8 protein-coding genes are annotated in these 14484 nt (G+C 56.2%); 5 read left to right on the forward strand and 3 right to left on the reverse strand.

Translation table 11 applies throughout. The features are described 5' to 3' along the window. The first annotated feature begins 52 nt into the window (after positions 1-52). The 3 genes from recN to FJ695_RS12655 all read left to right on the forward strand — a co-directional run bounded on the left by recN (position 53) and on the right by FJ695_RS12655 (position 6291). The gene (gene recN / locus FJ695_RS12645) at positions 53-1714 is read left to right on the forward strand and encodes a DNA repair protein RecN (RefSeq protein ID WP_141185784.1); all 1662 of its coding nucleotides are present in this window, start codon (positions 53-55) and stop codon (positions 1712-1714) included. 14 nt (positions 1715-1728) lie between these two features. Then, positions 1729-3900 carry an NAD-dependent DNA ligase LigA gene (gene ligA, locus FJ695_RS12650; protein WP_141188712.1) on the forward strand — a complete coding sequence of 724 codons (2172 nt, stop codon included), beginning with the start codon at positions 1729-1731 and terminating at the stop codon, positions 3898-3900. Between the two features lie 333 nt (positions 3901-4233). Then, positions 4234-6291, forward strand: coding sequence for a methyl-accepting chemotaxis protein (locus FJ695_RS12655; protein ID WP_141185785.1), 2058 nt, complete (start codon positions 4234-4236; stop codon positions 6289-6291). Positions 6292-6368: 77 nt separating this feature from the next. Here the strand turns inward: FJ695_RS12655 and FJ695_RS12660 are convergent, their stop codons facing one another. Both FJ695_RS12660 and FJ695_RS12665 read right to left on the reverse strand, forming a co-directional pair. After that, positions 6369-8417, reverse strand: a complete 2049-nt coding sequence (locus FJ695_RS12660; RefSeq protein WP_168206348.1) for an MBL fold metallo-hydrolase — start codon at positions 8415-8417, stop codon at positions 6369-6371. 56 nt (positions 8418-8473) lie between these two features. Then, positions 8474-8899 (reverse strand): MarR family winged helix-turn-helix transcriptional regulator, encoded by a 426-nt coding sequence (locus FJ695_RS12665; protein ID WP_141185787.1) that lies wholly within the window; start codon positions 8897-8899, stop codon positions 8474-8476. 407 nt (positions 8900-9306) lie between these two features. Here FJ695_RS12665 and FJ695_RS12670 point away from each other — a divergent pair, with 407 nt between their 5' ends. After that, the gene (locus tag FJ695_RS12670) at positions 9307-11286 is read left to right on the forward strand and encodes a bifunctional 2',3'-cyclic-nucleotide 2'-phosphodiesterase/3'-nucleotidase (RefSeq protein WP_141185788.1); all 1980 of its coding nucleotides are present in this window, start codon (positions 9307-9309) and stop codon (positions 11284-11286) included. A 133-nt stretch (positions 11287-11419) separates the two neighbouring features. Next, positions 11420-13864, forward strand: coding sequence for an ATP-dependent helicase (locus tag FJ695_RS12675; protein WP_141185789.1), 2445 nt, complete (start codon positions 11420-11422; stop codon positions 13862-13864). Positions 13865-13891: 27 nt separating this feature from the next. On the opposite strand, the gene FJ695_RS12680 is transcribed toward FJ695_RS12675, so the two are convergent. Then, positions 13892-14470 (reverse strand): tetratricopeptide repeat protein, encoded by a 579-nt coding sequence (locus FJ695_RS12680; protein WP_141185790.1) that lies wholly within the window; start codon positions 14468-14470, stop codon positions 13892-13894. Positions 14471-14484 lie beyond the last annotated feature (14 nt).

Consider the following 14484-nt stretch of genomic DNA (forward strand, 5'->3'; position numbering starts at 1 on the left):
GGCATGTGTATGACTTGCTGGGCCGTGCCGAACTCTAAGGAGCATCCCGTCCATGCTGGTCACGCTGTCTATCCGTGACATTGTTCTTATCGACCGACTAGACTTGGATTTCGCGTCCGGTATGTCTGTTTTAACAGGCGAGACCGGGGCCGGAAAATCCATCCTTTTGGATTCCTTGTCTTTGGCACTTGGGGCCCGAGGCGACGCCGATCTGGTGCGCCACGGCGAGCCCCAAGGTCAGGTAACTGCGGTTTTCGATGTTGAGCCGGGCCATCCGGTGCGCGGGTTCCTGAAAGACAACGACGTTGATGACGACGGCGATGTCATCTTGCGCCGGATCCAGACCGCAGATGGCCGGACTCGCGCGTTCATAAACGATCAGCCTGTCAGTGCCGGGCTTATGCGTCAGGCAGGCGCGTTGCTGGTGGAAATTCACGGCCAGCATGACGATCGCGCTCTTGTAGATCCTGATAGCCACCGGGCGCTCATCGATGTGTTTGGCGGGTTGAGTTCGGATGTTGCGGCCGTTGCGAAGGCTTACCAGACGTTCCGGTCGTCCGAAAAAGCGGTTTCAGATCATGAAGCGCGGATTGAGGCTGCGCGGAACGAGGCGGATTATCTTCGCGCTTCCGTTGATGAATTGACGCAGCTGAAGCCGGAGGCCGGGGAAGAAGAGCAGCTTGCGGCCCGGCGCACCGATATGATGGCTGTCGAAAAGATTGCTGGTGATTTGAGCGAAGCGTATGAGACGCTGAATGGCTCTGCGTCGCCAATTCCAGAACTTGCCAGTCTTCTAAGGCGTCTTGAGCGCAAAACGGATCAGGTTCCCAATCTGCTTGGCCAGCCGGTGCAGCATCTGGCCGCAGCTTTGGATCAGCTGGAAGAAAGCCGGTCCGGGCTTGAAAGCGCTCTTCGGGAAACCGAGTTCGATCCGCGAGAGTTGGAAGCGGTGGAAGAACGGCTTTTCGCGCTTAGGGCAGCATCGCGCAAATACTCGCTGCCTGTTGATGAGCTCGCCGCGCTCGCAGACCGCATGGCGACGGACCTGGCTGATCTGGATGCCGGGGAAGACAAGCTCGCAGCTTTAATCAGCGCAGCCGAACAGGCGCGTGTTGACTATGATCAAAGGGCTGCGAAACTCTCTGACAAGCGCCGCAAAGCGGCCTCCCGTCTGGAAAAGGCGGTCGAGGCCGAGCTGCCTGATCTGAAACTGGAGCGGGCCAAGTTTATCGTCGAAATGACGAGTGCCCCAGAACAGCGCACCCGGTCTGGTATTGATCAACTCGAATTCCATGTTCAGACCAACCCGGGTACAAAACCGGGCCCGATGATGAAGGTGGCCTCGGGTGGCGAACTCTCCCGGTTTTTGCTGGCGCTGAAGGTGTGCCTGGCCGACAAAGGCTCGGCGCCAACGCTGGTTTTTGACGAAATCGACACGGGCGTCGGCGGTGCCGTTGCAGAGGCGATTGGACTGCGCCTGGCGCGTCTGGCAGCCAATGTTCAAGTGCTGACTGTAACGCATGCGCCTCAGGTTGCGGCCCGCGCTGGCGGTCACTTCCTGATTGCCAAGGAAGCGACGGATCCGGAGCGTGTTGCAACCCGCGTAAAGCAGATCGCTGAAGATCACCGCAGTGAAGAAATCGCCCGTATGCTGGCCGGCAGCGTGATCACAGAGGAAGCCCGTGCCGCCGCCCGCAAATTGCTGACTGTTTGAGCCGGATTTCTATGATGAGCAATCAAAACCCTGAGAGTCGCCCGTCCTCAGAGATCTCCGTAGCTGAACTGTCGCCAGAGACCGCCAAAGCAGAACTGGAGCGGCTGGCAGCCGAAATTGCGGACCATGACCGGCGCTATCACCAGGAAGATGCGCCGTCGATTTCGGACGCAGAGTATGACGCCCTGCGCCGCCGGAACTTAGAGATTGAAACGCGGTACCCGGATCTAGTTCTGTCTGAGGGGCCGTCTGCGCAAGTCGGTGCTGCGCCAGCTTCCGGATTTGGCAAGATCGCTCACCGCGTGCCGATGTTGTCGCTGGACAATGCTTTCAACGATGACGATGTGCGTGATTTTGTCGGCCGGGTGCGCCGCTTTCTGAAATTCGATCCACTCATGGGTGCATTGGCCGTCACTGCTGAGCCGAAAATCGACGGATTGTCCCTATCGCTGCGCTATGAGGGCGGCAAGCTCGTTTATGCCGCCACGCGCGGCGATGGTGCGACAGGTGAAAACGTCACCGCCAACGCAAAAACAATCAAGGATATCCCGCACACCCTTCAAGGCACGGTTCCGGACGTCATTGAGGTCCGCGGTGAGGTCTATATGGCCCACCAGGACTTTCAGGCGCTCAACGCGCGTATGGAGGCCAATGGCGGCAAGGTGTTTGCCAATCCGCGCAATGCGGCCGCCGGCTCGCTTCGTCAGCTCAAGTCTGAGATCACCGCGTCCCGGCCTCTGAAGTTTTTTGCCTATGCCTGGGGGGAAATGAGTGAGCTTCCCAAGGACACCCAGAACGGCATGGTTGCGCTGCTTGCCGACTGGGGATTTCAGATCAATCCGCTGATGAAACGCTGCGAGACGGTCGAAGACTTGCTTGCCGTCTATCACGGCATTGAGGAAAGCCGGGCGCAGCTCGACTATGACATCGATGGGGTCGTCTACAAGGTTGATAGGCTGGACCTGCAGGAGCGTCTCGGGTTCGTCTCGCGCTCGCCCCGTTGGGCGATTGCGCATAAGTTTCCTGCTGAGCAAGCCTGGACTGTTCTCAACGACATTGAAATCCAGGTCGGCCGCACCGGCGCGCTGACGCCGGTCGCCAAGTTGGAGCCGATCACGGTCGGCGGGGTCGTGGTCTCTAACGCGACACTGCACAACGAGGACTACATCAAGGGTATTGGTCAGGACGGCGAGCCGATCCGGGGCGGCAAGGACCTGCGCCCAGGCGATACGGTCAAGATCCAGCGGGCCGGGGACGTTATTCCGCAGATTGTCGATGTTGATCTCGACAAACGGTCTGCGGATGCGGAAGCCTATGCGTTTCCGGTCCGCTGCCCGATCTGCAACAGCCATGCTGTGCGCGAAGAGAACGAAAAGACGGGCCGCAAGGATGCCATACGCCGCTGTACCGGCGGCCTGATTTGCCCGGCGCAGGCAACCGAGAAGCTGAAACACTTTGTCTCGCGCAATGCCTTCGACATCGAAGGCTTTGGCGACAAGCAGGTTGATGCATTTTATCAAGATGACTTGGTCAAGGTGCCTGCAGAGATCTTCACGCTTGAAGCGCGGGACAAACAGTCCCTGACCAAACTGCGCAACCGGGAAGGCTGGGGCGCGGTTTCGGCCAAAAACCTGTTTGAAGCGATCAATGCCCGGCGGGAGATTGACCTCAACCGCTTTATCTTCGCTCTCGGCATCCGTCATGTGGGGGAGGGCAATGCCAAACTGCTGGCACGCGCCTATGGCTCTTGGGAGACCTTCGCGGCGGCTATGGAAGCAGCTGGCGAACAAACTGGAGAGGCTTGGACGGATCTCAATGACATTGACGGCATCGGCCATATCGTTGCTGAGGCGTTGGTCGAGTTCTTTGCCGAAAGCCACAATCGGGAACAGCTTGCAGCGCTTCTGGAAGAGGTCACTCCAAAGGACGCCGAAAACATTGAGGCCTCCGGATCGCCGGTGGCTGGCAAGACTGTCGTCTTCACTGGTTCACTAGAACGTATGACCCGGGATGAGGCCAAGGCCATGGCCGAACGGTTTGGTGCCAAAGTTTCTGGATCCGTGTCGAAAAAAACGGATCTGGTCGTGGCTGGTCCGGGGGCCGGGTCGAAACTGAAAAAGGCCCAAGATCTAAACGTCGATGTCATTTCAGAAGATGGCTGGTTCGATCTGGTTGGGGCCAACTAGACCAGGTTATTCTGCAAGGACGGGTGCCATCATGGCCTGAAACTGACCGTATCGGGGCTGGGAACCAGTTTCAGTTCCGGTCTGTTAATTGTCACGAATCACGATGTAATTTGTCCTTGATGCCGTCGGGGTATGGTTACAATTAAGTCCGATTTTTTCCTTACCCGTATTTCTGTCAATAGGGCTGGTAACAGGTTTTCTACCAGCAATTGTTTCTGTTGATTTTTGGCTTACTCAGCGTCGTAAAATGTCAAGTTAACGCCTTCCGTTAAGTTTTACGCAATCTCCCCTACGTCATGTTCGAGAAAATTTTTGCTCAACGGGGCCAGTGAAATGAAGCGGATAAAAGTACAGATTGCGCTCCTGGCGCTTATACCCATGATCGCGGTCGCGGGGTTTGCGACCCTTGCGGTGGTGGAAAAAGCGATTGAGTTGTCACACCACGAATTCATGCGGCCGCTGACACGCATTGCAGAAGATGCCGGCAATGTTGTGCATGAGATGCAAAAAGAGCGTGGAATGACAGTTGGCTGGATCAAAGCCGGTCATCCATCGGATGGAATTGCAAAACTCGACAAACAGCGGTCCCTGACCGATGCGGCGATCAAGATCTTTGACGATCATTTAGCGGCCGCTGATCTGAGCGATAAACATCTACAGGAAGAGCTTCAGCACGTTGCTGATGACGTGCATCAGATTACAGATGTGCGCGCTGCGATCGACAGCAAAAAGTATGGCATCAAAGAAACCGTCAAAAAATACACTCACGAAATCAACAGTCTGATTCATTTGGTTGGGATTGCGGTTGAGGCCAGCCCGTCGCAAGAGATCACTTCTGAACTTCTGCCATATCTTGCCCTAGTCGAAGCCAAGGAATCCGGTGGTTTGGAGCGGGCTCATGGCGCGGCCATGCTGGCTCACTTCAACAAAACCGGTGAAGTCGACCACAAGACCTTCCTAAATTTCATCATCATGGAAGGTGGCGAAGTTGCCTTCTTGAAAGAGTTCCAGGCAGTCGCCCTGAAAGACCAAAAGGAAATGTTCCAGGATATGGTCTCCGGCCCAGACGTCGATAAGGTCAACGAATGGCGCAAGGTGATGCAAGATCTGCCGCTAACCAAAGACGCCAAAGGAATAACTGGGCCGCAATGGTTTGCGACAGCCACAAGCCGCCTGGACAAGATCAAAGCTTTGTCAGACGAACTGATCCACCGGGCCGAATATGCGGCAGATCGCGATACCGCAACATTGCAAGGCCATATCTTTTGGATCAGCCTTTCCGGGATCGTCATTTTCTTCGGTGTTGGCATTTTCGCAGTTCTCCAGGTTCGGAAGATTTCCGGAACTCTGAAGAGACAGAGTGAATCCATCTCCGGCCTGGCGGAGGGCGATCTTGAATCCGAGATCCCGTACCAGGACCGCCCGGATGAAATCGGAGATATTGCCAAGGCTTCAGAAGTTTTCCGGACCAAGCTGATCCGCCAGAAGGAACTTGAGGAAGAAGCAGAAATCGGCCGTGCTCAGCGCCGCAAACGCAGTGCGCATTTGGAAGGCGCTATTCGGGAGTTCCAGACAAGCGTTGAAGCAATTCAGCACCAGCTGGAAGATGAATCGAATGGCATGAGCCAAACAGCGGGCAGTATGGTTCAAATCGCCAAACACGCTTCGGAAAGTGCCGGAGCGGCGAATGCGGCGACCGAGGAAGCCACGACAAATGTCCAGACGGTTGCTTCTGCGGCAGCTGAGCTGTCTGCGTCCATCAGCGAAATCTCCCGTCAGGCCAACACAGCGATGGAGATCTCCGAGACAGCGTCCACGACCGCTATTGCTGCTGATCAAGATGTTTCGATCCTGGCGGAAACTGCCGATAAAATTGGTGAAGTGGTCGAAATCATCCGGGCGATTGCCGAACAAACTAATCTTTTGGCCCTGAACGCCACGATTGAAGCGGCCCGTGCCGGCGAAGCCGGTAAAGGGTTCGCAGTTGTGGCAGCGGAAGTGAAGGAACTGTCGACACAAACCGCCAAAGCAACGGATGAAATTGCCAGCCAGATCACCGGCGTCCAAGGGTCAACCCAGAAGTCGGTGGCGGCGATCCGCTCGATTGTCGAGCAGATCGGCCAAGTGCAGTCCGTGACAAGCACGATTGCAGCTTCAGTCGAAGAGCAAAATATTGCGACGGGTGAAATCACCCAGAGCATAACGTTGGCTTCTGACGGGGCTTCTGCTGCTGCATCCAATGTGGCCGGCGTATCAGGCTCGATTGATCAGACACGGGAACAATCCGAAACCATGAGCCAGTCTGCCGATCAGCTCGGCAAAGTTGCCTCGGATCTTTCAGGAGCTGTCAGTCACTTCCTCGACCAGGTCCGGGACGAAGAGGCCGCTTAAAGCGCGTTACAGTTAAGAACCGATTGGGGAGGCTAAACGCCTCCCCAAATTGTATTGGCGTCGCATTTTAGGAAACCCTACTGCCCCGAGTGGGTGTGGCTTTTCTGCAATGCAGATGATTTGTGTTCTGGCCGGATATGGTCACGAACGGGAGCCATCGGTTTCAGTGTTCTGTTCGCAATCTCCGAATAGGTCACAAGCTTGAACGGATCTGTGAATTGAGCCTTACCGCGTAGCCGATCGGCGGCGTCATTCCGTACTTCGATCAGGTCGGGGGAGGGGCCGTAGCGGGCTTCAGCCGCATTAGCGAACTTAAAGGCAAGTTCCAGATCACCGTTGCCGATCATGCGACTAATCACGGCCGCTGCCTCCGATGGACTTAAGTTCAAATATAGGTCCAGCATCCGGCCATATTCGACCTGGGTGAGTGTATCCAAACCTGCCGGATCCTTTCCGGTCCGCTCTTCCTGCCAGATGCCCGTGAGGTTGTCGGCTATTCTCTCGATCAGATGATCCCTGGCAGCAATATAGCCAAGGTAGGCTTCGGGATGCCGAGAAAAGCCAGGCGGGATCAGGTTCAGCCGTTTGACGTCGTTCGCGCTATAGCCGTTTTCAACATGTCGTTGGGTTGCCTCCAAAAGCCATTCATATGCGTCTAGGAAGGCGGGAAGGCTGTCTTGTGTATACATCAATGACAAAGGGCGATGGCCATGCAGGACGTGATCGGCTCCGGTTGAGATGATCGCTTCCATCGTTTCTGCGGTCTCGTGAACAAGCCCTTCTTCCACCCAGGGTTCACCGTAATAGGGCATCAGGACATCGCCAACAAAAACGGTCGACATGTCCGGGAAGTGGACGAGAAGGGAATCTTCGGTTTCACCGCCGGCCTGCGGAACAAGGACGATTGGCGACCCTCCGACTTCAATATGCTGGTTGACCTTGACCGGGACGTCCGGTTGATAGTCTGCGACCAAACCGTTGTGGAAAGCCGCACCGCGGAAGAATGTGTAACTGTGTCCGCGCTTCACTCTTTCGACCGTTTCGTGAAAGTCGGATTGACCATAAATCTTCAGGTCCGGATTGTGCGCCACGAGATAGTGAACGCCGCCTATATGATCCCAATGCGCGTGGGTAATAATCAGCGTGCCCACCTCGGGAAGGTCTGGGTATTTTTCAAGGAGAAAAGTGTGCGCATCTTTGAGGCGCTCAGGGGTAGTTCCGGCGTCCACTGCAATCAATTGCGATCCGTCCTTGGAAAGGACAAAATAGACATCTGAAAATCCGAAGCCAAAGAGCGCGAAAATCCTGCCAGGAACGATTTCCTCTAACCTCGGATAGGCAGACATCTGGCTTCCATTTTGTTCTTCGACCGTGAACCAGTTCATGAACAAGGTGTCGGACGCGTCCGCCTCAAATCCGCTCATGTCTCTGAATTTTTGCGCCAGGCCCGGGTCGCCATTGCGTTGATGGAGCTCTGATAAGTGGCGATATACTTCGCGATACATACCGGGCAAAGGTTCTAACTCCGGCCGCCCAGCCAGCCAGGTGAGGTGGGCAAGCGCATCGTCGAACCGGAAAAAGAAACCCGGAACACGTGTGTAGATGATGCCTGCGGACCAGTGAACAAGTGGATCTCGCGCCCCTGTAAGAGCGAGTGCCTCATCCAGCAGGTCGAATGTGTCCCAGACCCAGCCGATCCGCCTGTGCAACGGGACCGAATCTGCATGGGTTGCTCTTAAGATTGCGAGTGCTGCCAGATGTTGAGCGCGGAAAACCTCATCCAGATCGTTGCTATATCGGTCTAGGTAGCGCTCAAAAAAGTCGATCCCGTAGGCTTGCTGGTTGGCGTTGATGTAGGCGTTGATCAGCAAGAAGACATTACGGATGTCGTCATTGCGGCCATAAGACAAGATAGTTTCATAGTAGAGAATATCGGAATGGAAACTCCGGTCTGGATCGTCGGGACCGAGGGTCTCAAAACCCTTGGCTGGCGCCATGACTTCTATATGAGCGTGATTTTTGATTTGTTCTGCTGTCGTAGAATTGCTGATACTCTCAATTGCCAGGGCGGGCCCGCTAGCGATAGCCAGTGCGAGAAGTCCGGCTGTCAAAGTCTGCGTTGCCATAGGCTGTCTCATAGCTTTTTACTCCGTTGAGTGTAGATACACGTTTCTGCGAAAAATTAGGGCCGAATGCGATCTGCCAAAGTGTTGAGCTGGTCGAGAAGGTGTGGCCAAACACCCGGGCCCAATCGCTCCAGAAATGCGGCATGGGCGGCTTCCCAGGCGGGGTATGTCAGTTCCAGGATGTTTTCACCGTCCGCTGTGAGGCTGATCAAACGGACGCGGGCGTCGTCTCCTTTGGAGGTCGCAACCAGTCCTTGGGTTTGGAGGATTTTTAAGTTTCTTGTCAGAGTCGTCCGATCCATCTCCAGAAAATCTGCAAGCGGCGTGAGTGCAGTTGGTCCCATTTTTTCGAGTGCAGCTAGAAGAATGAATTGAGAGGTCGTGTGCCCAGATACTGCCAGGCGTTGGTCATAGAATTGCCCTACAAGGCGGGCGATCCGCCGGATATTCATGAAGCCGCATGTGGTGACGTCGGTTGACATACTGGATCTCCTGCTGGCAACTTAAATAATGTGTATCTACACATATTCAAGGCCAAGTGCTACGAATTATGGTTGAGACCAGTTATTGCTGAGGGGCAATTGAACGGCGTGTCTGAAGGCAATGCGCCGTCGATAAATGCGCGTCACCATTCAAGTTTAAGTGGCGTGGCGTGGATTTTCGTGTCACTATTTTCGAACAAACGGTCAAAATATAAGGCCGAGCCTGATTTGGTGGGGAAGGGTGAACTGCAAGCGGCGCTGACGCACGCCAACGCAAAGTGGTTCATTAGATAAGCTCAATTCCCACTCGTCAGAAACTAAAAAGATCTGTGCTGTGATCCGTCCAGAAATGGAGGATGTGCCCCTCAACAGACCTATAAGCGCCCGACAATAAGAGGAGACCAGCCATGTCAAACATTCTCAAAAGTTCCGTATCCCGAAGAACGCTGCTCGGGGGCATGGCTGCCACCGGTTTTGTTGCCGCCATGCATCCCTATTCGCTGCTGGCCAAGGAAAACACGGCGCATTTGCGGCTGATGGAGACGACAGATCTCCATGTTCATGTGCTGCCTTACGACTATTATGGTGATCGGCCAGTCGATACCGCTGGTCTCGCCCGGACCGCGAGCCTGATCCGCGGCATTCGCGACGAAGCCACCAACTCCGTTCTGGTCGACAACGGCGATTTTCTGCAGGGCAACCCGATGGGCGATTTCATTGCCTATGAGCGCGGCCTGAAGGAAGGGGACATCCATCCGGTGCTCAAGGGCATGAATGTACTGGGCTATGATGCCGGCACGCTTGGCAATCACGAATTCAATTACGGGCTCGATTTCCTGACCAAAGCGCTGGCAGGCGCCAATTTCCCAATTGTTTGTGCGAACGTTGCCCATGGCGCTCTGGCATCGAACCCGCGCGACGACAAGCTGATGCTGAAGCCCTATGTCATTGTCGAAAAAACGGTAATGGACGGTGCGGGCACCAGCCATCCAATCAAGATCGGCTTCATCGGCTTTGTGCCGCCGCAAATCATGAACTGGGACCGCAGGCACCTGGACGGCAAGGTCAATGCGAGGGATATCGTGAGTTCCGCAAAGGCCTTCGTTCCGGAAATGCGCGAACAAGGCTGCGACATCGTTGTGGCCTTGTCGCATTCCGGCATTGATGGCGGCAGCTACACTGACGGCATGGAAAACGCCTCGCTGCATCTGGCAGCCGTTGACGGCATCGATGCGGTCTTCACCGGTCACCACCACCTGGTGTTCCCGGGCCCGGCCTATGAAGGCATTCCGGAAGTCGATAGCGAAAAAGGCACGCTCTTCGGCAAACCGGCCGCGATGGGCGGGTTCTGGGGCTCGCATCTGGGCGTGATCGATCTGATGCTGGAGCGCGAAGGGGCCGGCTGGCGTGTGGCCAACTTCACCACAGAAGCGCGGTCGATCTACAAGAAGGACGGCCGCAAGAAAATCCCGCTGACTGAGAGCCAGCAGGACGTTATCGATTCTGTGAAGGAAGAGCACGAGGCAACGCTTGCCTATGTGCGCCGCGCGGTCGGTAAGACCTCGGCGCCACTGCACTCCTATTTTGCACTTGTGGCCGATGACCCCAGCGTTCAGATCGTCTCCAAGTCGCAGCTCTGGTATGTCGGTGAAATGCTGAAGGGCACGGAATGGGAAGGCCTGCCGATCCTGTCGGCAGCAGCGCCCTTCAAGGCCGGCGGACGGGGTGGTCCGGACTATTACACCGATGTTCCGGTCGGCGATGTGGCGATCAAGAATGTCGCCGATCTTTACCTCTATCCGAACACCGCAAGGGCCGTTGCCATCACTGGCGCGACAGTCAAAGAATGGTTGGAGCGGTCAGCGGGCATCTTCCAGCAGATCGAACCAGGCAAACCCGATCAGATGCTGCTTGATCCGCAGTTCCCGAGCTACAACTTCGACATCATTGACGGGGTCACCTATCAGATCGATCTCAGCCAGCCGTCGAAATACGGCCCGAAAGGCGAGCTGATCAATCCAGATGCCAGCCGCATTGTGGATCTTCAGTTTAACGGTGCTCCGATTGATCCGGAGGCGAAGTTTGTGGTTGCCACCAACAATTACCGCGCTGGCGGCGGCGGCAACTTCCCGGGCGTTGATGACAGTGTTGTCATTCTGGTGGCGCCGGATACCAACCGGGACGTTCTGGTGCGCTACATCGTTCAGGAAGGCACCATCAATCCCTCCGCCGATGCCAATTGGACCTTTAAAGCCATGCCGGGCACCAGTGTTTTGTTCGACACAGGGCCGGGTGGCAAGGAGCACGCGGCCTCTGTTGAGGGCGTTGCGATTGAACCGGCCGGTGACGGCGCCGACGGCTTCGCCCGCTACCGCATCACGCTTTAATTAGGAAAAACATCTGCCCCCGCCACTGGCGGGGGCTTTTGTCCCCACCATTTCCTTAGGTCCTGTCTCGCCAGCGCCGCATTTGTTGCTATATTGTTCTCCACAGCGCTTGAGACAACCGGACCAGTAAACCATGACCGACCCGGACGGGTATGACGATCCTTTTGACGATCCTTTTCAGCCCATCGGGACGCGGGCGGATGCCCCCCCTACACCTGCGCCTCCTTCTCCAGGGGGCGGGATCGCGGCACGGGCCATGGCGGCCCGGCGGGCGCCGGACTATCTGACCGGCCTCAATCCGGAACAAAAGCTGGCGGTGGAAACCACCCAAGGCCCGGTCCTGGTGCTGGCAGGGGCGGGCACCGGCAAAACCCGGGTTCTGACCACACGGATTGCCCATATTCTGGCCTCCGGCCTTGCGCGGCCGTCCGAAATTCTGGCTGTGACCTTCACCAACAAGGCCGCGCGGGAAATGAAGGAACGCATTGCCACCTTTGTCGGCGGCAATGTGGAAGGCATGTCCTGGCTCGGCACGTTCCACTCCATCTGTGTCAAAATTCTGCGCAAACACGCCGAGCTGGTCGGTTTGAAATCCAGCTTTTCGATCCTCGATACAGATGATCAGATCCGGCTGATCAAACAGATCCTTCAAGCCGAAGGGGTGGATGACAAGCGCTGGACCGCCAAAGCCTTCGCCGGCATGCTGGACGGTTGGAAAAACAGAGCTTTAACGCCGGATCAGGTGCCAGAAGGCGAAGCGCGGGCCTTTGCCAATGGCCGGGGACGGCGGATCTATGAAGAGTATCAGGAGCGCCTATCGATCCTGAATGCAGCCGATTTTGGCGATTTGCTGCTGCACGTGATCACGCTCTTCAAGACACGCCCGGATGTCTTGACCGAATATCAAAGCCGCTTCCGCTATATGCTGGTGGACGAGTATCAGGATACCAACATTGCCCAGTATCTGTGGCTGCGATTGCTGGCGCAGGGCAATCCAAATGTCTGCTGTGTTGGCGATGACGATCAGTCGATCTACGGCTGGCGCGGGGCGGAAGTCGACAACATCCTGCGCTTTGAACATGACTTTAAGGGCGCAACGGTCATCCGCCTGGAGCGCAATTACCGCTCCACCAGCCACATTCTGGCCGCAGCTTCCCACTTGATTTCGTTCAACGAGGGCCGTCTGGGCAAAACGCTGTTCACCGACTTTCATGAACCGGACCATGATCTGGTTTCAGTTGCGTCCGTTTGGGATTCAGAAGAAGAAGCCCGGACAATTGGCGATGAAATCGAGGCGCTGCAATCCAAAGGGCACAGCCTCAATGAGATGGCGGTTCTGGTGCGCGCGTCCTTCCAAATGCGCGAGTTTGAAGAGCGCTTCATTACCCTTGGCTTGAACTACCGCGTGATCGGCGGGCCGCGGTTTTATGAGCGCATGGAAATCCGGGATGCCATGGCGTACTTGCGCTGTGTTGCGCAGCCGGCCGATGATTTGGCGTTCGAGCGGATCGTCAACACACCCAAGCGCGGTTTGGGTGATGCCACCTTGAAATTGGTGCATGGTCTTGCGCGGGCCGAGCGCATTCCGCTGATGCAGGCCGCCAGCCAGCTGATCGACACCGAGGAGCTCAAGCCTAAACCGCGGAACTCCCTCAAGACTGTCTTGGACAATTTCGAGCGCTGGCGGCGCCAGCTCGACACCATGAAACACACCGATCTGGCCGAGGTCATTCTGGATGAAAGCGGCTACACGGAGATGTGGCGCCAGGACCGCTCCGCGGACGCGCCCGGGCGGTTGGACAACTTGAAAGAACTCATCCGCTCTATGGAAGAGTTCGAGTCACTGGCCGGGTTCCTGGAGCACATTTCCCTTGTGATGGATCGGGATAGTGCCGACGCTTCTGACGCCGTTTCCATCATGACGTTGCATTCGGCCAAGGGGCTGGAGTTCGATACGGTCTTCCTGCCAGGCTGGGAAGAAGGTTTGTTCCCGCACCAGCGTGCATTGGATGAAAGCGGCCGGGCGGGCCTCGAAGAAGAGCGGCGGTTGGCCTATGTCGGCATCACGCGGGCGAAAAAGCGGGCCAAACTCTATTTTGCCTCCAACCGGCGCATTCACGGGCAATGGCAATCGAGCGTGCCATCACGGTTCCTGGATGAACTCCCGCCAGAGCATGTCGAGATCGCTGAAGCCTCGTCCAATTATGGCGGCTACGGCGGAGGCGGATATGGTCCTTCGCGGTTCGACAGTCACGACACGTTTGAAAGCGGCAGCTATTCGACGCCGGGCTGGAGACGGGCGCAGCGCGCGTCTCAAGCCTCCGGCGGGTTTTCAGATAGCGGCGGGCGTGGGTATCAATCCGCACGGCAAAAACGCCAAGGGCCTTTGACGATTGAGGGCGAGCTGGTTGCCAAGTCCGTCAGCGAAACACCGTCAGACTATTCCATCGGCGAACGGGTGTTTCACATCAAGTTCGGTTATGGTGCGATCAAATCGATCGAGGGCAACAAGCTGACCATCGACTTCGAAAAGGCGGGCCAGAAGAAGGTGATCGACAGTTTCGTTGAGCGCCATTGAGTGTTTCACTTGCCGGTCTGGCAGAACTCACAGGTCGACACTCTTTGCCGGACGGTTTTCGGGCAAAAGCATGCCGCGTTCTTTTAAAAAGGGATGAATTTCGACCGCTTCCTTCAAAATCTCCTGTCCGAGTTTTGTGCGCCCCTGGGTCATGTAAATCATCGCCTTGCCGGAAAGGGCGCCGAAGTGCCGGGGCTCCAGCGCCAGGGTTTTTTTGATGTCGGCCAGACTGGCTTCATAATTTCCTTGCAAAAAATAGATGAAGGCGCGCTGGTTCCAGCCCTCCGAATAGTCCGGAGCGGCTTCGACAACCTCATCTAAGATTGTTTCCGCGCCTTCCAGATCATAGACATGACGACGTTGCATCGCCGTTTCGATCTTCAGGCGAATATGCATGTCGGGGGCGTCGGCCATCCACGATTCCCAGATCTGATCTTCTATCGCACGGGCCTCTTCTTCAGTTGACGCGTTTTTCAGCGCATCAAAGAGCTGGTCCCGGCCTTCGTCCGCCAACGCATGTGCGGAAAACAACACGGCACAGGCCAACACGATCCAGGCCAATTGGGTGACGAACTGTCTCGAAGTGATCTCAGACTGATGGATCATTTGCCCGCTCCCGT

The sequence above is a fragment of the Labrenzia sp. PHM005 genome (assembly GCF_006517275.1).
Classification (GTDB): domain Bacteria; phylum Pseudomonadota; class Alphaproteobacteria; order Rhizobiales; family Stappiaceae; genus Roseibium.